This is a genomic window from Ciceribacter sp. L1K23 (assembly GCF_018122705.1).
GTDB lineage: Bacteria > Pseudomonadota > Alphaproteobacteria > Rhizobiales > Rhizobiaceae > Allorhizobium.
The window spans coordinates 16313-38567 of sequence record NZ_JAGRRC010000001.1; the positions used below are offsets into that span (position 1 = coordinate 16313).

Consider the following 22255-nt stretch of genomic DNA (forward strand, 5'->3'; position numbering starts at 1 on the left):
TTGGACCAGACAGCGCCAACGTCTCCTCTCCCCGCTGCCGGGGAGAGGGCAGGGTGAGGGAAAACCCAACCACCAACGCGTGATGCTCCATCCGGGACCGTGGCGTTTGCAATACAATACGAGCGTGAGATGCTATCGCCGCGCCAAAAGGGCATCGGGCCCTGACCACTTGACTTCGGAGACATGATGTTTGGCCTCGTCCTCAATTCCGTAACCAAACAGTTCGGTCCTTTCACGGCGGTTGACCATGTGCAGCTCTCGGTGCCGCACGGTACTTTCGTTTGCTTGCTTGGCCCCTCCGGCTGCGGGAAGACCACGCTGCTCCGGATGATTGCCGGTCTCGAAAGTCCGACTGAGGGTGCGGTGGTGCTCGACGACCGTGACATCACGCAGGTTCCGACGCACAAGCGGGACTTGGGCATGGTCTTCCAGTCGCTGGCGCTCTTTCCCCATCTGACCGTCGGCGAGAACATCGCCTATCCCCTGCGCATCCGTGGTGTCGGTCGTGAGGAGCAGGTGAAGCGCGTCGACGACCTGCTGGCGTTGATCCACCTGAGTGGCTATGTAGACCGACCGGTGCACAAGCTCTCCGGCGGCCAGCGGCAGCGCGTTGCGATTGCCCGGGCGCTTGCCATCTCGCCAAAACTCCTCCTGCTCGACGAGCCGCTGTCGGCGCTCGACGCCAAGCTGCGCGAGGCGATGCAGGTGGAACTGCGCAAGCTGCAGCAGCAGCTCGGCATCACCACCATCGTCGTCACCCATGACCAGCGCGAGGCGATGACCATGGCCGATACGGTTGTCGTCATGAGCGGCGGTAAGATCCGCCAGGCGGCGAGCCCGATCGAGATTTACCGCAAGCCGGCCGATCGCTTCGTTGCCGACTTCATCGGCTCGACCAATCTCCTGCCGCTGACCGCACAGGGCGGAACGGCGCTTGTCCTCGGCCATAGCGTCGCGGGAATTTCAGCTCCATCAAGTTCGGGGCCGACGAGCCTCTCTGTTCGGCCAGAAGACGTGAAGCTAGCAGCCCCAGGCGAAGGCCGCATCACCGGCAAGGTCACCTTCATCCGCGACCTCGGCGGCACCATTGAAACTTTCCTTGATGTGTCCGGCACCGAAGTCGTCGCGGTCTCGACCCCCCGCGAACGGCCGGTCGTCACTGTCGGTCAGGATGTCGGCATCGTCATCGACCCCGAAGCAGCGGTGGTGTTATCGGCATGAGACGCGAGCCTCCGAAAACCGCGCTTGACTATGCGCCGCTCGCCTTTCCCGCGGGCATGCTGATCTTGTTTTTCGTCGTGCCCTTTGCGACCATGATCGCTGTTTCCTTCTTCAAGCGCGATCCGACCGGCTTCTACTCGCCGGATTTCGTCTTCGACAATTATGCCCGCTTCCTGTCCTTCTTCTTTGGGGGTGTGCTCAGCTTTTCGCTGGCCCTGGCGATCGCCGTTGCCGTGGTTTGCGTGACGCTGGCGCTGCCTTTCACCTATCTGCTCGCACGCATGTCCCGCAAGGCGCAGGTGATCTGGCTGGTGGTCTTGCTCTCTGTCCTGTCTCTGTCGGAAGTCATTATCGGCTTCGCCTGGTCAACGCTGTTTTCGCGCACCGCCGGCATCACCAACCTCCTGGTCATGATCGGCTTGATGGAAAGCCCGGTGGCGCTGATGCCGAATTTCGGCGCGGTGCTGACGGGCATGACCTATCAGGCGCTGCCCTATACGGTGCTGGTGCTCTATCCCGCCATCGTCCGGCTCGACCCGACGCTCACTGAAGCCGCGCGAACGCTCGGAGCCTCGCCGCTCCGCGCCTTCTTTACGGTGGTTGTGCCGGCGCTGCGCGATACGCTGATCGCGACGCTGATCATGGTCTTCATCTTCGCGCTCGGCTCTTATCTGCTGCCGCAGATCCTCGGTCGCCCCTCGCACTGGACGCTGTCGGTGCTCATCACCGATCAGGCGGTCTACCAGTCCAACATGCCGTTCGCCGCCGCCATGGCCCTGTTCCTCGTGCTGGTCACGCTTGGCATGGTCGCACTGACGCTACTCATCGGTCGCAAGGGAGAGGCAGCATGAATACGGTCCTGACACGCCTCTATTTCACTCTGATCGGCATCTTCCTCGCAGCGCCCATCATTGTCGTCGCTGGGGTGTCGGTAAATGCCAAGCAAAGCCTGAACTTTCCGCCGCAGGGCTTTTCGCTGTCTTGGTACGGCGCGATCTTCACCGATTCTGGTTGGCGGTCCGCATTGCTTTCATCGTTGACGCTGGCGCTTCTGTCGGCCGCGCTTGCGGTCGCGATCGCGTTGCCGCTTTCCTGGTTTCTTTGGCGTCGAATTGCTCCTTGGGCACAGATATTCCAGCTGCTCGGCATCGCTCCTTTCACGCTGCCGCCGGTGATAACTGCGCTTGGCTTGCTCACTTTCTGGGCTGCGACCGGAGCTTACGGTCAGCCCTGGACGGCGGTCATCAGTCACGCAATCTTCTTCGTGACGCTGCCGCTCGTGACGCTGTCATTGGGTTTTTCGGCGATTGATCGCTCACTCGTGGAAGCGGCATCCGTCATGGGTGCTGACGATCGAACGATCTTTCGGACGGTGATACTGCCCTTAATCACGCCCTACCTTGTTTCCGGCTATGCCTTTGCTTTCGTATTGTCGCTCAATGAATACATTGTCGCCTACATGACAGTCGGCTTCACGATGGAGACTTTGCCGATCAAGATCTTCAACGCACTGCGCTATGGCTACACGCCGGTGATGGCTTCGGTGTCGATTTTCTTCGTCGTGGTCGCCGCTGTCATCTTTGGCCTAGTGGCGAGATTTGGTGACTTGCCCAAACTGCTTGGCGCAATGAGCAACGGGGACCGCTGAGGAACGCACCCGCCGTCGCCAGCGGCTTCTGCGGGCGGTAGCCAGAACTGGTATGCTTAGGCTGACAGAGCCTCATCATAGGCAGCGATCACGTTGCGAGCGCGCTGACCGACGATTGTGGCATCGTCTCCCGGTCTGTAGAGGCTTGATCCGAGTCCGAAACACGTCACGCCGACTTTCAGGTACCGGGTGAAATCAACTTCCGACACGCCGCCTACCGCACCCAGCGCAACATCCGGCGGAAGAATTGCCTTGATCGCGTTTATACCTTCCGGACCAAGCACGCTCGCTGGGAAGAACTTCAGTGCCGAGGCTCCGGCCTCCGCGGCTTGAAGGGCTTCAGTCGCGGTGAAGGCCCCGGGCATCGTGACCATACCGAAGGCCGATGCCGCACGGATAACTTCCGGATTTGTGTTCGGAGTGACAACAAGGTCGCCGCCGCAATCCCGCAACTGCTGAACCTGCTCAATCTTCAGGACTGTCCCTGCGCCAATCAATCTTTCGGCTGGCGCCATTTTCCTCGCCTTCTCGATCGAAACGAAAGGTGTCGGTGAATTTAGCGGTATCTCTATGGCCTCAAAGCCTGCTTCCAGCAGCGTGCCGACAACAGCTTCCGTCTCTTCAGGCTTTATTCCTCGAAGGATCGCGACAAGATTTCGCTTGAGATTTGGCCATTTTACCTGAGACATGGAGGACCTTCATTACCTGGAGAAAAGGGTTTCGGCGGCCGCAAACAGTCCTCTGCGAACCAGCTTTGCACCATCCAACACCACTGAGGGCCGCGCTGCGATCCGCAACGCTTCACCATAAAGCCCGTTCAAGCGTTCCGAGCCTACGAGATAAACAGTGTTCTTGTCGGGAAACATCTTAAGCGCCGCAGATATCTCACTGCCGATCAGAAGACCAGACAAACGCGCGGTCGCTGCAGGAGGTGGCACGTTAGCTAAAAGACCACCCGCGCGGATCGAGAAAAGCGCAGACATCAGCGAAAATCCCTGCGCAAACGTTTCTCTTACCGCGTCGGAAAAGGCCGACATGTCGAGCCCAGTGTTTGACGAGGTGTCGACGGAGAGCCGCAAGATCGACTGTCGGCTGATCAGATCGAACAGTTCTCCCGTCATCATAGTGGTGAAACCAGTGAGCACTCCGTCCTCAAGGCACGCCCATTTACTGTGTGTGCCCGGCAGACAAAAAATGCCGTTCTGGTGGCCCTCCGCCAAAGCGCCCGCCAATTGCGTTTCCTCGCCGCGCATTACGTCGTATGCACGGGGGGCTCTTTGGCACACTCCGGGAAGGATGTAGACCCGCCGTGCGGAGTGTGGCGCCCTCACCGCCCCATGCGCGAGCGCATCTAGATTTGCAGGGACGGCGAGATAGGCTGCCTCGATCCATCCTGTGCGCGCACCGGCCATGCCCGCGATTACGACGGGGAGATCGGCGCCAGCTTTGAGTTCCGCGAGATGTTGATCAAGGACTCCAGCGAACTCGTCTTTCGCCAGCCCTTGCATGCCTTCGGCCGACTGCCGTTCCGCCAGCACAATACCATCGCCGTCGAGGAGCCAGACACGAAAGTTGCTGGTTCCCCAATCGACGGCCGCTACAAATGGCTCACTCATTTTGGCCACGCCTTAATCGAAGAACTCATCGGTCAGCACGTTTTCCCCGCAAAGGAAGGCGTCAGCGACAATACGAAGAGGCTGGAAGTCAACGTCGGACTCTCCGTTTTGCAGAAGCTCGGCGAAACGCGCGTAGATTCCAGCATATTCCCGATCCGGCCCGGTTCCCGTCAGTTTGTCATCGACATACATTTCGCTGCCGCCCTTGGAGAGCCGGAGCACGCCTTCGCGGGTGGTGACCTCGATGTCCCAGGTTTGCGGGCCCTCCTGACGCCAATCGAAATCGGCGGAGATTGGAACTCCGGCGGCGCTGCGCATCCGCAGTGTTGCGCCTATGGGTTGCCGCTTGTTGGACGGAACTTCGAGCCTGGCTTTTTCCACAATTACCGGATCGGAAAGAAGGGCGGTCAAGATGGAGAGAGCATTGATGCCGGGGTCAAAGACGCCGAAGCCGGCGGGTTCCCAGATCCACGCCTGACCCGGATGCCAGCGGCGGACATCTTCCTTCCAGATTATCTTGATCCCCGTGATGTCCTTTCCGGATAGCCAGGCCTTGGCGGGTGCCACCGCCGTGGCGAAGCGGGAGTGCCACGTTGCGAACAGTGTGACGCCCGACTTCCGTGCCATTTCCGACAACGCCTCGGCCTCGCCGATGGTGGCAGCGGGAGGCTTTTCGAGCATGACATGGCGACCCGCGGAAATAGCCTTGGCGGCCATGTCGAAGCGAACTTCAGGCGGCGTGCATAGCGAAACCGCCGTAACGTCGGGACGAGACTTGAGGAATTCGTCGAAGTCGGTGAAGTTCTCAACCCCCTCGATCCGTCCATGACGCGAGACTGCGGCATCGAGCTTGAACGCCGTATTTCCGGCGATCGAGGGAATATGCTGGTCGCGCGCAATCTTGCCGACGCCAACCAGGGCCAGGGAAACGGGCTTCATCGTCATATTCCTTAGTGAGAGTCCCTGCCGACTTCCGAGCCGCGACATCCCTTGAGGAAATCGAAGTCCGCACCAGTATCAGCGCCTTCGACGTGATCGTGATACAGGCGCGCATAACCGCTTGCCGGCGGTTCCACCGGCGGACGCCAGTTGGCGAGGCGGCGCTGCATTTCCTCGTCGGAGATATCGAGATGTACCTTCCGCGCCTCGACGTCGATTTCGATGAAGTCGCCATTTGCCACGATCGCGAGCGGACCGCCGCGCGCTGCTTCCGGCGATGTGTGCAGCAGAACCGTGCCATATGCAGTTCCGGACATGCGTGCGTCGGAGATGCGAACCATGTCGGTGATGCCTTTGCGGAGCACCTTCGGTGGGAGACCCATGTTCCCGACCTCTGCCATACCAGGATAACCGCGGGGACCGCAGTTCTTCATGACCATGACGCAGGTCTCATCGATGTCGAGGGTTTCGTCGTTGATCTTGGCCTTGTAGTCATCGATGTCCTCGAACACCACAGCGCGACCGCGATGCTTCATCAGGTGTGGCGAGGCCGCCGACGGTTTCAGGACACACCCCTTCGGCGCGAGGTTACCCCGCAGGACGACGATGCCGCCCTGCTGAGTAAGCGCACGCTCGACCGGGCGGATGACATCCTCGTTCCAGTTCCGGACGTCCTTGACCTCTTCCCATATGCTGGTGCCGGAGACGGTCAGCGCGTCCTTGTGCAACTTTCCGGACTCGCCAAGCATCTTGATGACAACGGGTAGACCGCCGGCATAGAAGAACTCTTCCATCAGGTATTCACCTGAAGGCATGAGGTTGACGATAGTCGGAATGTCTCGACCCAACCGGTCCCAATCGTCCAACGTCAGGTCTATGCCGACACGGCCTGCCATAGCGAGCAGATGGACGACTGCGTTGGTCGAACCGCCAATGGCACCGTTTACGCGAATGGCGTTTTCGAAAGCCTGCTTCGTCATGATGTCGGACGGCTTGAGGTCGTCCTTCACCATTTGCACAATCCTGCGGCCGGAGAGTTGCGCCATTACCTTGCGCCGGCTGTCGACGGCTGGAATGGCAGCATTACCGGAAAGGGCCATGCCCAACGCTTCCACCATCGAAGCCATCGTGGATGCGGTGCCCATGGTGTTGCAGGTGCCGCTGGAGCGAGACATCGAAGCTTCCGCTTCCAGGAACTCATCCTGAGACATCTCGCCCGCCTTCACGGCCTCAGAGAACTTCCAGAGATGGGTTCCCGACCCAACGCGCTCGCCACGGAAGTAGCCGTTCAACATCGGGCCGCCGGTGACGACGATTGACGGCAGGTCCGTGGACGCGGCGGCCATCACGAGTGACGGCGTGGTCTTATCGCAGCCAACCAGAAGGACGGCGCCATCAATGGGCTGGCCGCGCATGGCCTCCTCGACCGAAAGGGCGGCCAAGTTGCGGTACATCATGGCTGTCGGACGGAACGTATTTTCCGACGCGGAGAACACCGGAATTTCAACGGGAAATCCGCCTGCTTCCCACACACCGGCCTTCACCTTCTCCGCCAGTTCTCGCAGATGCCCGTTGCAGGGTGTCAGGTCGGACCAGGTGTTGAGGATGCCGATCACCGGCCGTCCATCGAAAAGGTCGTGAGGATGGCCTTGGTTCTTCAGCCAGCCGCGGTGGTAGATCGTGTCGCGCGAATTTCCGCCATACCAGTGCTGAGATCTAAGTTTGCGGGGCCAGGGGGCCGGTTTGAAAGCACTCATGATGTTCTTCTCTGTCCAGTTTCAGAGCCGCCCAAAGCGGCCAGGCGTCACAGCATCTTGACGGTCAGCGGCTTCTCGGCTGCTCGCGAGAGGCGATTGCGCAGTGGCAAACCGAATTGCGGAGCGTCGATTTCGAAGACGTCGCCTTCCTGGGTCCTTATGCCGTCGGCAAACGAAAGCGTCGCGGTACCGTACATGTGCACATGCAGGTCGCCCGGCTGGCAGAACAGCGCGTATTTGAAGTGGTGATACTCCAGGTTGGCGATGGTGTGGGACATGTTATCCTCGCCTGAAAGGAAAGGCTTTTCCCAAAGGACCTTGCCATCCCTAAGGATACGCGATGTGCCTTCGACGTGATCCGGGAGAGGAGCGACCAATAGCTCGGGGCCGAACGCGGCCTGCCGCAGTTTCGAGTGCGCCAGATAGAGATAGTTGATCTTCTCCGTCACGTGGTCGGAAAACTCGTTGGCGACCGAAAAACCGAGTCGGAAAGGCGTCCCGTCCTCGCCAATGACATAGAAGCCCGCGAGCTCAGGCTCCTCGCCGCCATCCAGCGCAAAAGGCGGAGACACGAGATCGTCGCCAGGTGCGACGGCCATCACACCGTTGCCCTTGTAGAACCATTCCGGCTGTACGCCGGTCTCGCCAGCTTTCGGCTTCCCCCCTTCGATGCCCATGCGGAACATCTTCATGGAATCGCTCATACCGGTCGTATCCGCATGCATGCTGTCACGAGCCGATGCAGAGCCGGTATGGGTGAGCCCGGTGCCTGTCAGGTACATGTGAGCCGCGTCCGGATGCCGGACGGGGCAGTCGAGTTTGCCAGCCGCAGCGAGGTCGGGGAGGTTGACTGTTTCCCCTTTGCCGCGCTGTTCGATCACGACTTTCAGCGAAGAGTTGGCCTTGATAGCAGCCAGAGCGAGTTCATAGGTCGAGGAAACGCCTGGCACGATCGTCGCCACTTCGCCATGGCGGCAAATGACGCCACCGGCCTTCAATTGAGACAGAAACATCCGATATTCCTCAAACTGCCTTGTTCTTGTTGTAGACATCGAAGTAGACAGCCGCGAGAAGCACGAGGCCCTTGATCAACTGCTGGTAGTCGATGCCAATGCCCATGATCGACATGCCGTTATTCATGACGCCCATGATGAAAGCGCCGATCACCGCGCCGGTGATCTTGCCGACGCCCCCTGAAGCCGATGCGCCTCCGATAAAGCATGCCGCGATCACGTCGAGCTCAAAGCCGACACCTGCCTTCGGGGTCGCGGAGTTCAGTCGTGCCGCAATAATCATGCCTGCCAGAGCTGCAAGCGCACCCATGTTGACGAAGGCCAGGAAGGTGAGTCGTTCGGTGTTGATGCCGGACAGTTTTGCGGCCTTTTCATTGCCTCCAAGAGCATAGATGCGGCGGCCTATCGTCGTCCGTGTTGTGACGAAAGAGTAGAGAGCGATCAATACCGCCATGACGACCAGGACGTTCGGGAAACCGCGATAGGTTGCCAGCTGAAAGCCGAGGAAAAGTGCGACTGCGCTTATGATCGCCATTTGGACGACGAAGAATGCGAACGGCTCATTTTCGGTGCCGTGCGCATCATTGATGCGGCGGTTCTTCATGCCAGCGTAGATGGCGTAAGCCACCAGTGCAATGACGACGACCAACGCAAAGTAGTTCTTGATCAAGCCGTCTGCGGCATCTCCGAAAGCAAGGAAATCCGGGACGAAGCCAGTTGACAGGAGTTGGAATTCCTTCGGGAAGGGGCCAATAGGTCGGCCTTCTAGCACAACGTATGTCATACCGCGGAATACCAGCATGCCGGCGAGCGTGACGATGAAGGAAGGTATCTTCTGGTACGCTACCCAGTAGCCCTGAGCCGCGCCCATGGCGGCGCCGATGATCAGGCACAATGGCACGACGATCGCCGGATGCCAGCCCCATTTGACCAGCATGATGGCGGATATCCCGCCGATAAAAGCAACGATCGACCCCACAGAAAGATCGATGTGACCGGCCACGATGATCAACAACATGCCGAGCGCCATGATGATGATGAACGAGTTCTGGAGGACCAGGTTGGTAATATTGACTGGGCGGAACAGCACGCCGCCGGTCAGCACCTGAAACAGAACCATGATGACGACAAGCGCCAGCAACAGGCCGTATTCTCGAATGTTTCGGCGAAGGTAGTCGCCGATGGATACCTTGGGGGCTTCGGTTCTTGTGTCGATCGCCATTAGTTTTTCTCCCCAGAGCGCATGATGGCACGCATGATGGACTCTTGACTTGCCTCTTGTTTCGAGAGTTCGGCCACAATCCGTCCCTCGTTCATAACGTAGACGCGATCGCAGGTGCCGAGCAGTTCAGGCATTTCCGATGAAATCATCAGGATGCCCTTACCTTCCGCTGCAAGCTGGTTGATGATGGTGTAGATCTCGAACTTTGCGCCGACGTCGATACCGCGGGTCGGCTCGTCGAGAATAAGAACTTCAGGATTGGTGAAGAGCCACTTCGACAGAACGACCTTCTGCTGATTGCCACCTGAAAGGTTCACGGCCTCCTGGTAGATCGAGTGGGACCGGATACGGAGTTTCTGCCGGTAGTCGGAAGCAACCCGCGCCTCTGCCCGGTCATCGATTATGCCGCCTGCAGAGACACCGTTGAGGTTCGCCAGTGTGGTGTTTTCCTTGATGTTATTCATCAGGACGAGCCCGAGATGCTTCCGATCCTCAGTGACATAGGCGAGGCCTGCGTCAATCGCCTTTCGGATTGTGCTCACATCCACGGGCTTACCGTGCATTTTGACTTCGCCGGTAATCTTATGACCCCAGGACTTGCCGAAGATGCTCATGGCGGTCTCGGTACGACCAGCGCCCATCAGCCCGGCGATGCCGACAACTTCTCCTGCCCGCACGTTGAAGGACACGTCGTGGAGGAACTGCCGATCTCGATGGTTTTGATGGAACACGTTCCAGTTTTTCACCTCGAGCAGCATATCGCCGATCTTCGGGTCACGCGGCGGATAGCGATCTTCCATGTCGCGACCGACCATTCCCTTGATAATGCGATCCTCGGTTATCTCCTGCGTGTGACAGTCCAGCGTTTCTACTGTTCCGCCGTCCCTGAGAATCGTTATCTGGTCGGCCACCTTCCGGATTTCGTTGAGCTTGTGCGAGATGATGATCGAGGTGAGCCCCTGCTTGCGGAACTCCATCAGGAGTGTGAGCAGCGCATCGGAATCCGTCTCGTTCAGCGACGCAGTCGGTTCATCCAGGATCAGAAGCCTGACCTTCTTCGACAATGCCTTGGCGATCTCGACCAGTTGTTGCTTGCCGACGCCGATGTCGGTGATGCGTGTGGTGGGGGCGTCCCTCAATCCGACCTTCGCCAGCAGTTCCTTGGTTTTTGCGAAGGTTTGCGGCCATTGGATAACTCCTTTGGTCGCTACCTCGTTTCCAAGGAAGATGTTCTCGGCGATGGACAGCAGAGGAACCAGCGCCAACTCCTGGTGAATAATGATAATGCCGATTTCTTCGCTGTCGGCGATGTTGTGGAAGTTACGAACTTTACCGTCGTAGTGAATCTCGCCGTCGTAAGTTCCAGCCGGATAAACGCCGCTGAGGACCTTCATGAGCGTGGACTTGCCAGCGCCATTCTCGCCCACAAGAGCGTGTATCTCGCCTTCCTTCACCTTGAAGCTGACATTGTCCAAGGCCTTCACACCCGGAAATGTCTTGGTGATGCCGCGCATCTCCAGAATGATATTGTTCATGTGCAGAATTCCAGCGCCGGCTCGATGCCTATACATCGGGACCCCAACGCAAGCTCCCTCAGCCTTCATGAAAAATGGGTCCGCGACGATGCCGCGGACCCCTTGATGACAACAGGTATCAGTTGTCGATCTGCTCCGCGGTGTAATAGCCGGACGAAACCATAACGTCGCGAACATTGGCCTTGTCGACTGCCACCGGCTTCAGCAGGTAGGACGGTACGACCTTGACGCCGTTGTTATAGGTCTTGTCGTCGTTGATTTCCGGCGTGCCGCCAGACATCAGGGCTTCGACCATCGAAACGGCAACCTTCGCGAGTTCGCGAGTGTCCTTGAAGACGGTGGAGTACTGCTCATCCGAAAGGATCGACTTGACGGACGGAAGTTCCGCGTCCTGGCCGGTCACGATCGGCATCTTCATATCGCCAGAGCCATAGCCGACGCCCTTGAGAGCCGACAGGATGCCGATGGAGAGACCGTCATACGGCGAAAGGGCACCGTGCAGCTGATCGTCCGTGTAGGTCGAGGAGAGAAGGTTCTCCATGCGGGCCTGGGCAACCGTACCGTCCCAACGCAGAGTGCCAACCTGTTCCATGCCCATCTGGCCAGACTTCACAACAATGTCGCCGCTGTCGATCAGGGGCTGCAGGACTGACATAGCGCCATCGTAGAAGAAGAAGGCGTTGTTGTCGTCCGGAGAGCCGCCGAAGAGTTCGACGTTCCACGGCTTGACGTCCGGGAAACGCTCCTTCAGGCCGTCCACGAGGCTCGTTGCCTGGAGAACACCAACCTGGAAGTTATCGAAGGTGGCATAGTAGTCGACATTGCCCGAGTCGCGGATCAGGCGGTCGTAGGCGATGACCTTTACGCCCGCATCTGCGGCCTTCTGCAGGATGTCGGAGAGGGTTGTGCCGTCGATGGCGCCGATCACGAGAACCTTGGCGCCCTTGGTCACCATGTTTTCGATCTGGGCGAGCTGGTTCGGAATATCATCGTCTGCGAACTGCAGATCCGGTGTATAGCCCGCTTCCGTGAACAGCTTCTCCATGGTTTCGCCATCGGAGATCCAGCGCGTGGACGTCTTCGTCGGCATCGAAATACCGACCATGCCCTTGTCCTGCGCGAAGGCAGCGGGCGTAAAGGATGCGATGCTGATTGCGAACGAGGCAATCAGGGTGCCAAATTTCTTCATGGTAACCTCCCTGGTCAAACCGTGCGAGTCCAAGCTCCTCCTGGGCTCGCTAAGAAAAGAACGAGTGGCCGAAAAAGCGCGGCCCCCAGCTCCGGGGCCGACTCTTATCGAGCCCCATATGCCGATCAAATGAATAATTTGACTTTGTGCATACCAACTTTGATATATGGCTGATGTCAGAACCTTTGGGCGCTCGGCTCCTGCCGAAACATTTCAGTCTTGTCAGGGAGATTGCCGAAAAAGGGCAATTGAGTCTTGCCGCAAGCGCTTTGGCGCTAACGCAGCCGGCTGCCTCGCGCATGCTCGCGGAGATCGAGCGACTGGTGGGGGTGCCAGTGTTTCATCGCACGCCAAAGGGAATGGAGCCGACCGAGGTCGGTCATGCGATCGCCCGACGTGCCCAAACGCTCCTTGAAGAAATAAGGGAGGCCGCGCGGGAGATCGAGGCGATCAGGCGCGGCCATGCGGGCACGGTCAGGGTGGGGGCGGTTACGGGCGGCGCGGTCGGTTACGTCGTTCCCGCCATGCAGGCATTGAAGGAGGAAGCCGAGGCGGTCGATATTCACGTGGACGTCGCGCCAAGCGACCAACTGGTGAATGGACTGATCGCGGGGCATCACGACTTCATACTTGGTCGCTTGCCGTCCGGTTTCGATGTGCGTCATTTCGACGTGATCGGTCTTAGGATCGAAGAGGTGAAGCTGCTTGTTCACCATACGCATCCTTTCGCTGATACCGCCGACCTCTCGGTGTTCGACCTCGTTCATTTTCCCTGGGTGATGCAAGCTCCCGGCGCGCCAGTCAGACGGGCGGTGGAGAATGTGTTCATTGCCAACGGCGCCCCCATCCCTCCGAATATCATCAACACGACGTCATTGCTGGTAATGATCGCTTTGCTGTCATCGTCGAATGCTATTGCCCCAATGTCACGCGAGGTTTCCGACCTTCTTTGTCACGATGCCCGTATCGCTGGCCTAAAGACGCTCGACATGCGGCAACTCATCGAAGTGGAGCCCTATCACCTCATCACGCTGAAGGGCAAACGAATGTCGACGATTGCCCTACGGCTCAAGGACTTCGTACTGACAGAATTTCGAGAGAGGGGACGTATGTGATGTGCCGTCTCACATTACCGCACCGATTTGCCACGGGACAAATTCGGCTCCGCCGAAACCCAATGCCTCGCTTTTTGTCTCTGCTCCCGAGGCAACGGCGATGAACAGCTCGAATATCTCGCGTCCTTTCTCTTCAATCGATACCCCAGCATCAACGATGTCGCCGCAATTGATGTCCATATCCTCGGACAAGCGCTCATACATCTCGGAATTGGTGGCGAGCTTGATCCCAGGTGCGGGTTTGTAGCCGGATACCGAACCTCGGCCGGTTGTGAATGCTATCAGGTTGGCACCGGAAGCGATCTGGCCCGTCACCGAACAGGGGTCGTAGCCAGGGCTATCCATGAAGACAAACCCGTGCGTGTTGATCTGCTCGGCGAACTTGTAGACGCCAACAAGCGGTGCTGTTCCGCCTTTAGCGACGGCGCCCAGCGATTTCTCCAGTATGGTTGTCAACCCGCCGCGCTTGTTGCCGGGCGAGGGATTGTTGTTCATCTCTCCCATGTTTCGGGCAGTATAGTCCTTCCACCAATCGATTCTTTCCACGAGCTTTTGCCCGACGTCCGGACTGATCGCGCGGCGGGTGAGAAGATGCTCCGCCCCGTAAACCTCAGGCGTTTCCGACAGAATTGTTGTGCCTCCATGGCGGACAAGAAGATCAGAGGCATAACCGAGAGCGGGGTTTGCGGTGATGCCGGAATAGCTATCCGAACCTCCGCATTGAAGACCCACCATCAGTTCTGACAAGGGTGCCGGTTGCCGGCTTATCCTGTTCGCTTCCTCCGCGAGTTCGCGAACCATGGCCACCCCTGCTTCAACTGTCTTGCGGGTGCCACCCGTCGCTTGGATGGTCATGTAGCGAAAATTGCCGTCGGGCCGAAGGCGGTCCTTGCCAACCAGTTCCGGAACTTGCATGACCTCGCATCCAAGGCCGACCAGCAGAATGCCGCCGAAATTGGGATTGCGCGCGTAGCCAGAAAGGGTGCGAAAGAGCGTTGCATATCCCTCGTCCGAGCCCGACATGCCGCAGCCGGACCCATGAACGATCGGCACGATGCCGTCGACATTCTCCAACGCGTTGAACCACTCGGACCGCTCCGCAGCCTCTGCGATGAATTTCGCGACGCTGCCCGAACAGTTCACCGATGTGAGGACTGCCACATAGTTTCGGGTGCCAAACCTGCCGTCCGCGCGTCGATAACCCTGGAATGTTCGGCTTTCGGCGATGGCCGGCAGCACTCGCGCATCAGTGGAGAAGGCGTAGTCGAGTGAGTGATCCGACATCCCGATATTGTGGACATGCACATGATCGCCGGCTGCAATGTCGCTCATGGCAACACCGATGACCTGCCCGTAACGCAGGATGAACTGCCCTGCGGCTATCGTGGTGGAAGCTACCTTATGGCCGCGCATAATCGTCTGCGCCGCAGCAACGCCACTTTCGCTCAGACAGTCGCCCGTTTTGAGGTCCCGTAGAGCAATCTCGACATTGTCGCTTGGGTGTAGACGAATACTCGCTTGTGACATTGGTGCCTTCCTCCACTTGATGGCGTCAAGCGTCCCGCAGTCGCGGGGCTGCCGGCCATTTCAACTCATTACCTTCGCCCGAAGCGGGCGGCTCGAAAGCACCCATAGTCCGAAATTCGACCAGGATGCCAACCGGTGACCGTTTACATATGCACATTATATTCAAAAATGAACTGGACTTGCAATCACCATTGGGTGTTATTTGAATTGACCGGAACGTTAAGCGAAAGCGGAGGACGCATATTTTGGAAGAGAGAAAGACCGCCCCCGATCGCTATAGGGCACCAGCGCTGGACAAGGGACTGGATATCCTGGAACTCCTTGCCGAGCAGCCCAAGGGTCTGACGCGTGCCGAAATTGTTCGTGCGATGGGTCGCAGTCCATCGGAGATTTATCGGATGCTCGAACGCCTTGTCGCTCGTCACTATGTCTCGCGTTCGGCCGAAGGAGACAGATACGAGTTGACGATGAAACTGTTCGTCCTCTCCCATCGGCATCCGCCCGTCAGAAGACTTGTCTCCAAAGCCATGCCCCTTATGGACGAGTTCGCAAGAGAGGTGGAGCAGTCTTGCCACCTCGTGGTGCCATACAACGGTGCAGGACTGGTGGTGGCCCAAGCGAGCCCGGTCGATAGTTGGGAATTCAGGGTCAATGTCGGTTCAAGGCTTGATCTGCTGACGACCGGCTCTGGTCTGACGCTGCTCGCCTTTCAGGACCTGCAACGGCGGGAGGACACGCTGGCAATTTGGCGTGGCTCTGACAAACTGGAAAAGCTGCGAAGCGTCGAGCCCGAGCTTCTCGCTGTTCGTCACCAAGGCTATCGCATAGCGGACAGCCAGCAGCTGCGAGGACTGGTCGATATCACGGCTCCGATAAGGGAACCTAATGGCGATGCCGTCGCCGTTATTACCTGCGCCTTTACCGAACGTATGGACCGCGCTGAGCGGATTAGCGTAACCGCTATTCTGGAACAACTACTGGATCTTGCCCAACGACTGTCGATCGCATGAGTTTCTCTGAGAGATCTAATTGTTAGGCAATCGCGGGAGACGTTTCCGTACTCGTCAGTCCACTTGCCTGCAAGAGACTGGCAAATCTGCCGCCGCTATCTCTCAGTTGCTCGTAGCTGCCGATTTCAACAATCCGGCCGTGATCCAGAAACAGAACCATATCGGCTTCACGAATGGTGGACAGCCGGTGCGCGATAATAAACGTCGTGCGATCCTTCCGCAGGCGATCGATGGCCTCCTTCACGCGGCCCTCGGTTTCCACGTCGAGCGCACTGGTCGCCTCATCCAGAACAAGGATCGGTGCGTTCTTGAGGATCGCCCGCGCGATCGCTATCCTTTGACGCTCCCCGCCCGATAGTCGGTTTCCGCGCTCACCGACGAGCGTGTCATAACCATTGAGGCGGCTTTCGATAAACTCGGTAGCGGCGGCGGCTTCGGCGGCGCTGATGATCTCGGGTTCGGTTGCATCTTCTCGGCCGAGCCGGATGTTCTCGACGATCGAGCGGTTGAGGAGTCCAGCATCCTGGAACACGGTCGCGATGGCGTGGCGCAGCGACCGGCGGCTAACGGTCGAAATATCTATGCCGTCGATCAGAATCCTGCCCTGATGGGGATCGTAAACCCTCTGAAGCAGATTGATCAGCGTCGTCTTTCCTGCTCCTGTCGGACCGACGATCGCTATCGTCTGTCCCGCGCCGACGGAAAAACTCAGATCGTGGACGCCCTGCGTTGTATTGGCAAAGTCGAAAGAAACGTTTTGGAATTCCACTGCTCCCATGACCTCTTTCAACTCGGAAACGCCAGCCGGCTCCTCTCGCTCTTGCACTGACTCTTCAAGTCTGTAGAACTCTTCCAGCTTCGCCCGGGCTTCAAAAATCTGAGTAGCAAAGGCGCGCATCTGGTCTAGTCGGCCAATCAGGAGGCCCGCAAACCCTGTAAAAGCGATGACGTCTCCAACTTTCAATTCGCCCGCCTGAACCAGCATCGTACCAATCACCAGTATGATCAGCATCGACAAGGTTGAGGCTACGCGATTAAGAGCACTCGCGATTGCCCACCAGTCCAGCACCGGATACTGGGCCGCCAGCAGGTCGTCGGTGTATTTTTTCAATGCGCGCGTTTCCGCTTCCACGCGATTGTAGCTGTGCAGAACCGACACATTGGAAATGGAGTCGCTCACGTGCGAAAAGACCGTGTGATAGTGCCCCTCGACGGAGGCTTGTCCCTCCTTCGTCTTGACCATCACGGTCTTACCTATCATCAGATAAAGAAACGAGAGGACCAGCAGTACAGCGCTCAGGCGGGCATCCATCGAAAATGCGGTTGGAATGAGCAAGGCCAGAGCGACAAACGTCGCCAGGTGTGTCCGCATGAATTCCAGCCAAAGACCAAACAATGTCTCGCTAGCCCGTAACAGGGTGTGCAGTGCATTCGACGTTCCGCGCATGTGATGCCATGCCAGCGGCATCGAAATGATGCGACTGAAGGCTTCGGTCAACAGCGATGCCCTTCGGCCATGCGCCAAGCGGTCAGCCTCACGGGCCACGAGCACGTACGCGATCGTGTTGAAGACACCAAACCCGGCCCAAATCAACAAAACACCACTTGCGTCCGCGCCTTCAGAGATCGCATCAATTATGCGACCGAACAAGATCGGCTCTGCAATGGTGATAACCGCCAGCACAATATTGGCGATCACGATCACGGTCGTTTTCGCCTTGTACGCGGCCAGGTAACTCAATGCTCGAACATAGACCTGGAGTAGAGACAATCGATGCGTCCTGACTGTTTGCGATCTCACCCGGGATGTCGCATATTCCAAACGATAGTCAATATGCCACGGGCAGAGGCGAAAATCCCCTGCCCGAGGTTCTGCTGCGATTTCCGACCAATTTGAACGCGAGCACTTGTTCCACCAGTTTCCACAGGGTCTCTCACACACGCAATTTTATGTTGGAAGGCAAGATTTGGCACTCTACGTTAAATGGTCTCTAACGTACTGTGCTCGCTTTTAGACGCTATTGAGGCCCTGTGCGATTCTTCGGCAGCGCCGGTCGGGGAATATCGTGAACGTTGATAAGATCACTCAATTTTTGACCACGGTTACTGAATGCCGGACTGCTAGCGATATCACATCGGCGCTAGAGACGCTGCTAGCGGCCTACCGCTTCGATTACTACGGTGTGACGCGGCAACAGAGACCACTCGACGACCAGATGCAGCTGGTTCTTGCCGGCCGTTGGCCTGAACGTTGGCTCGAAACTTATGTCGCAAAGAAATACATCGTCAGCGATCCCACGGTCCGATATCTGGGTGTTGCCCAACGAGGGTTCCGGTGGAGGGAGGCGCTATCGGCATTTCGTTCGGATCCCCATCGGACGCGGATGGAACGGATGATGAGTGATGCGGCACGTTTCGGCCTGGAAGATGGCTATATCTTTCCGATTCATAGCCGCAATGGCCTGCTCGGAAACATGTCCATTGGCGGAAAGGGCGCTGACCTCTCTCCCATGGAAATGGCCTTGTTCGATGCCGTCGCGAAGCGGGTATTCTGGCGATATCTTGAGGTCACGAAAAAAGCCGCTGAGCTGGAAAACGTTCGCAATGTCGAGGCTAAACTCACGAGGCGCGAGATGGAGGTCTTGAGTTACCTCGCGGATGGGATGACCTCAAACGAGATCAGCAAGGTGTTGGCAATCTCGAACCATACTGTCGATTGGTACATGAACGGGATCCAGGACAAGCTCAACGCCAAGAACCGTCAACATGTCGTCGCCCTCGCCTTTCGTCGCGGTTTGATCACCTGAGCGACCTTCAGCGGCTGCAATCGCTACGGCAAATGTCCGTGGTCCGCAGACCGCCGCCTGTGACGATTCCAATATGACGGGAAATTGAACTTCCTTCTGCAACAGGTTATGAATTTCGCACTGCAACATTGTGTGCGGCCGACTTAGGAGGAGTTCGTTTTGCCAATTTCCAAGATTCTCGTAGCCAATCGATCTGAAATAGCGATCCGCGTGTTCCGGGCGGCTAACGAACTGGGGCTTAAAACGGTTGCCATCTGGGCCGAGGAAGACAAGCTGTCCCTGCATCGCTTCAAGGCCGACGAGAGTTATCAGGTCGGACGAGGACCTCATCTTTCGAGAGATCTCGGACCTATCGAGAGCTATCTGTCGATCGACGAAGTGATCCGGGTTGCGAAGCTCTCAGGAGCTGATGCGATTCATCCCGGCTATGGCCTTCTTTCCGAAAGCCCGGAGTTCGTGGAGGCTTGCAACGCGGCAGGGCTGACATTCATCGGTCCGCGCTCGGATACGATGCGGCAACTGGGCAACAAGGTCGCCGCGCGCAATCTGGCGATTTCGGTTGGCGTGCCCGTCGTGCCGGCCACTGATCCCTTGCCCGATGACGAGACGGAAATTCACCGGCTGGCCGAAGAGGTTGGATACCCGGTGATGTTAAAAGCATCGTGGGGCGGTGGCGGGCGAGGGATGCGTGCGATCCGTGACCCCAAAGACCTCATCCGGGAGGTGACCGAGGCCAAGCGAGAGGCAAAAGCTGCGTTTGGCAAGGACGAAGTCTATCTAGAGAAGCTGGTGGAGCGCGCTCGTCACGTCGAGAGCCAAATACTCGGAGACACGCACGGAAACGTCGTCCATCTCTTCGAGCGCGATTGCTCCATCCAGCGGAGGAACCAGAAAGTGGTGGAACGGGCGCCTGCGCCGTATCTCACCGATGCCCAGCGCCAGGAGCTCGCAGGCTATTCGCTCAAGATTGCGCAGGCCACCAACTACGTCGGCGCAGGCACGGTCGAGTACCTTATGGATTCGGATACCGGGAAGTTCTACTTCATAGAGGTCAATCCGCGTATTCAGGTCGAGCATACCGTCACCGAGGTCGTCACCGGAATCGATATCGTCAAGGCGCAGATCCATATCCTGGACGGGCATGCTATCGGCAACGAGGAGTCCGGCGTGCCGAGGCAACAGGACATTCGGCTCAATGGACACGCCCTCCAGTGCCGCATCACTACGGAGGATCCCGAACACAATTTTATCCCTGACTATGGCAGGATAACCGCCTATCGCGGTGCAACCGGCTTCGGCATTCGTCTGGATGGAGGAACCGCCTATTCCGGCGCGGTCATAACCCGCTACTACGATCCGCTGCTGGAAAAAGTGACCGCGTGGGCGCCGACGCCGCACGAAGCAATCCAACGCATGGACCGGGCTTTGCGCGAGTTCCGTATCCGGGGCGTGGCAACCAACCTTACATTCCTTGAAGCGATCATCGGGCATCCAAAGTTCCGCGACAACAGCTATACAACACGGTTTATCGATTCGACGCCGGAACTGTTCGCTCAGGTCAAACGACAGGACCGTGCCACCAAACTGCTGACCTATCTTGCGGACGTGACGGTGAATGGCCATCCGGAAGCAAAGGGGCGTCCCCGTCCTCTCGAAGATGCTGCTGAACCGGTTGTCCCCTTCATCGACGTAGCTGTCCCCGATGGCACCAAGCAACTTCTCGATACGCTTGGGCCGGCGAAGTTTGCGGAATGGATGCGCAACGAAACGCGTGTACTGATCACCGACACGACCATGCGCGACGGTCACCAATCACTGCTGGCAACGCGCATGCGAACATACGACATTGCCCGTGCCGCAGCGACTTACGCGCGAGCGTTGCCGCAACTTCTTTCCCTGGAGTGCTGGGGTGGCGCGACGTTCGACGTTTCCATGCGTTTTCTGACGGAGGATCCTTGGGAGCGTCTTGCTCTTGTTCGGGAAGGTGCTCCGAACCTCCTCCTGCAGATGTTGCTGCGCGGGGCCAATGGCGTCGGGTACAAGAACTATTCCGACAATGTCGTCAAATTCTTTGTGCGGCAGGCGGCGGCTGGTGGGGTGGATCTCTTCCGTGTCTTCGATTGCCTTAACTGGGTGGAGAACATGCGCGTCTCGATGGACGCGGTGGCAGAGGAGAACAAGCTGTGCGAGGCTGCCATCTGCTACACAGGTGACATCCTCAATTCCGCTCGTCCGCAGTATGACCTGAAATACTACGTGTCCCTGGCCGAGGAGTTGCAGAAGGCCGGTGCTCATATCATCGCCGTGAAAGATATGGCGGGGCTGTTGAAGCCTGCCGCTGCCAAAATCCTTTTCAAGGCACTTCGTGAGGCGACGGATCTTCCGATCCACTTTCATACGCATGACACGTCGGGGATTGCAGCGGCAACGGTGCTCGCAGCGGTGGATGCCGGCGTTGACGCTGTCGACGCTGCCATGGATGCCCTTTCCGGGAACACGTCGCAACCTTGCCTTGGTTCCATCGTCGAGGCTCTTCGGGGTTCCGAGCGTGATCCGGGTCTTGATCCTCAATGGATCCGAAAGCTCTCCTTCTACTGGGAGGCCGTTCGAAATCAGTATGCCGCCTTTGAAAGCGATCTTAAGGGCCCAGCGTCGGAGGTTTATCTGCATGAGATGCCGGGTGGACAGTTCACCAATCTCAAGGAGCAGGCTCGCTCGCTTGGGCTGGAGACACGGTGGCATGAGGTGGCGCAGGCATATGCCGACGCGAACCAGATGTTCGGTGACATCGTCAAGGTGACACCATCGTCGAAAGTGGTTGGTGACATGGCCCTTATGATGGTGAGCCAGGACCTTTCCGTCGACGACGTGGTTGATCCTTCGCGGGACGTGTCCTTCCCTGAATCGGTGGTGTCCATGCTGCGGGGTGATCTTGGTCAGCCACCTATGGGCTGGCCGGAGGCTCTGCAGCGTAAGGCGTTGAAGGGTGAGGAGCCTTACGTCGTTCGTCCCGGGTCACTCATTCCTGAGACAGATCTTGAGCGTGAGCGAACGGCGCTTGAGGAGAAACTAGGCCGTCAGATCAATGACTTCGAGCTCGCGTCATACCTGATGTATCCGAAGGTTTTTACCGACTTTGCGCTGGCCGCGGATTTGTACGGTCCGGTCTCGGTCTTGCCCACGCCTTCGTATTTCTACGGTCTGCCAGTCGGCGAGGAACTTTTCGTCGATTTGGAGAAGGGCAAGACGCTTGTCATCGTCAATCAGGCCATGGGTGCGACCGATGACAAGGGCATGATTACCGTCTTCTTCGAACTCAATGGTCAGCCGCGTCGCGTCAAAGTTCCCGATCGTGCGCACGGCGCTTCCGGTTCGGCAGTTCGACGCAAGATGGAGCCGGGCAATAGTGCCCATATCGGCGCGCCGATGCCGGGGGTGATATCGACAGTAGCAGTTGTGGCCGGTCAAGCCGTAAAGAGCGGGGACGTGTTGCTTTCGATCGAAGCGATGAAGATGGAAACGGCGCTTCATGCCGATCGCGACGGGATCGTGTCCGAAATCCTCGTCCGTACCGGCGACCAGATTGATGCCAAAGATCTTCTGGTTGTCTTTGCGGACTAGTCTGAGCGCGCGTAATGTTGGCTGACAAAGAAAGG

Annotated in this window: 17 protein-coding genes; 7 read left to right on the plus strand and 10 right to left on the minus strand. The window is 58.0% G+C overall.

Annotated features, from left to right (window positions below):
* Window positions 1-186 precede the first annotated feature (186 nt).
* The 3 genes from J5J10_RS00085 to J5J10_RS00095 are packed head-to-tail and all read left to right on the plus strand — an operon-like array spanning window position 187 to window position 2869.
* Window positions 187-1221: an ABC transporter ATP-binding protein gene (locus J5J10_RS00085; protein ID WP_211928314.1), complete on the plus strand. Its 1035-nt coding sequence runs from the start codon at window positions 187-189 to the stop codon at window positions 1219-1221.
* A complete protein-coding gene (locus tag J5J10_RS00090; RefSeq protein WP_211928315.1) occupies window positions 1218-2072 on the plus strand; it encodes an ABC transporter permease in 855 nt (284 codons plus the stop codon). The genes J5J10_RS00085 and J5J10_RS00090 overlap by 4 nt, the downstream gene beginning before the upstream one ends.
* The gene (locus J5J10_RS00095) at window positions 2069-2869 is read left to right on the plus strand and encodes an ABC transporter permease (protein ID WP_211928316.1); all 801 of its coding nucleotides are present in this window, start codon (window positions 2069-2071) and stop codon (window positions 2867-2869) included. Before J5J10_RS00090 ends, J5J10_RS00095 begins: the two co-directional genes overlap by 4 nt.
* 56 nt (window positions 2870-2925) lie before the next feature.
* Here J5J10_RS00095 and J5J10_RS00100 read toward each other — a convergent pair whose 3' ends face one another.
* The 8 genes from J5J10_RS00100 to chvE all read right to left on the minus strand — a co-directional run bounded on the left by J5J10_RS00100 (window position 2926) and on the right by chvE (window position 12140).
* Window positions 2926-3558, minus strand: a complete 633-nt coding sequence (locus J5J10_RS00100) for a 2-dehydro-3-deoxy-6-phosphogalactonate aldolase (RefSeq protein ID WP_211928317.1) — start codon at window positions 3556-3558, stop codon at window positions 2926-2928.
* 12 nt (window positions 3559-3570) lie between these two features.
* Window positions 3571-4485, minus strand: a complete 915-nt coding sequence (locus J5J10_RS00105; RefSeq protein ID WP_211928318.1) for a 2-dehydro-3-deoxygalactonokinase — start codon at window positions 4483-4485, stop codon at window positions 3571-3573.
* A gap of 12 nt (window positions 4486-4497) precedes the next feature.
* Window positions 4498-5424 (minus strand): Gfo/Idh/MocA family oxidoreductase, encoded by a 927-nt coding sequence (locus J5J10_RS00110; RefSeq protein WP_211928319.1) that lies wholly within the window; start codon window positions 5422-5424, stop codon window positions 4498-4500.
* 11 nt (window positions 5425-5435) lie between these two features.
* Window positions 5436-7181, minus strand: coding sequence for an L-arabinonate dehydratase (gene araD, locus J5J10_RS00115; protein WP_208552275.1), 1746 nt, complete (start codon window positions 7179-7181; stop codon window positions 5436-5438).
* Between the two features lie 47 nt (window positions 7182-7228).
* On the minus strand, window positions 7229-8194 hold the full coding sequence (gene araD1 / locus J5J10_RS00120) for an AraD1 family protein (protein WP_211928320.1): 966 nt from the start codon (window positions 8192-8194) through the stop codon (window positions 7229-7231).
* A 10-nt stretch (window positions 8195-8204) separates the two neighbouring features.
* Window positions 8205-9416, minus strand: a complete 1212-nt coding sequence (mmsB, locus tag J5J10_RS00125) for a multiple monosaccharide ABC transporter permease (protein ID WP_208552273.1) — start codon at window positions 9414-9416, stop codon at window positions 8205-8207.
* Window positions 9416-10951: a multiple monosaccharide ABC transporter ATP-binding protein gene (gene mmsA / locus J5J10_RS00130; protein WP_211931088.1), complete on the minus strand. Its 1536-nt coding sequence runs from the start codon at window positions 10949-10951 to the stop codon at window positions 9416-9418. The genes mmsB and mmsA overlap by 1 nt, the downstream gene beginning before the upstream one ends.
* 118 nt (window positions 10952-11069) lie before the next feature.
* On the minus strand, window positions 11070-12140 hold the full coding sequence (gene chvE / locus J5J10_RS00135) for a multiple monosaccharide ABC transporter substrate-binding protein (RefSeq protein WP_211928321.1): 1071 nt from the start codon (window positions 12138-12140) through the stop codon (window positions 11070-11072).
* Between the two features lie 173 nt (window positions 12141-12313).
* Here chvE and J5J10_RS00140 point away from each other — a divergent pair, with 173 nt between their 5' ends.
* Window positions 12314-13255 carry a LysR family transcriptional regulator gene (locus tag J5J10_RS00140; protein WP_211928322.1) on the plus strand — a complete coding sequence of 314 codons (942 nt, stop codon included), beginning with the start codon at window positions 12314-12316 and terminating at the stop codon, window positions 13253-13255.
* Between the two features lie 9 nt (window positions 13256-13264).
* Here J5J10_RS00140 and J5J10_RS00145 read toward each other — a convergent pair whose 3' ends face one another.
* Window positions 13265-14782, minus strand: a complete 1518-nt coding sequence (locus J5J10_RS00145; protein WP_211928323.1) for an altronate dehydratase family protein — start codon at window positions 14780-14782, stop codon at window positions 13265-13267.
* A gap of 245 nt (window positions 14783-15027) precedes the next feature.
* On the opposite strand from J5J10_RS00145, the gene J5J10_RS00150 reads away from it, so the two are divergent.
* Window positions 15028-15792: an IclR family transcriptional regulator gene (locus J5J10_RS00150; protein WP_211928324.1), complete on the plus strand. Its 765-nt coding sequence runs from the start codon at window positions 15028-15030 to the stop codon at window positions 15790-15792.
* Between the two features lie 22 nt (window positions 15793-15814).
* Here the strand turns inward: J5J10_RS00150 and J5J10_RS00155 are convergent, their stop codons facing one another.
* Window positions 15815-17563, minus strand: a complete 1749-nt coding sequence (locus J5J10_RS00155; protein WP_211928325.1) for a glucan ABC transporter ATP-binding protein/ permease — start codon at window positions 17561-17563, stop codon at window positions 15815-15817.
* Window positions 17564-17858: 295 nt separating this feature from the next.
* Here J5J10_RS00155 and J5J10_RS00160 point away from each other — a divergent pair, with 295 nt between their 5' ends.
* A complete protein-coding gene (locus J5J10_RS00160) occupies window positions 17859-18599 on the plus strand; it encodes a LuxR family transcriptional regulator (RefSeq protein WP_208552258.1) in 741 nt (246 codons plus the stop codon).
* Window positions 18600-18758: 159 nt separating this feature from the next.
* Window positions 18759-22220 carry a pyruvate carboxylase gene (pyc, locus tag J5J10_RS00165; RefSeq protein WP_211928326.1) on the plus strand — a complete coding sequence of 1154 codons (3462 nt, stop codon included), beginning with the start codon at window positions 18759-18761 and terminating at the stop codon, window positions 22218-22220.
* Window positions 22221-22255 lie beyond the last annotated feature (35 nt).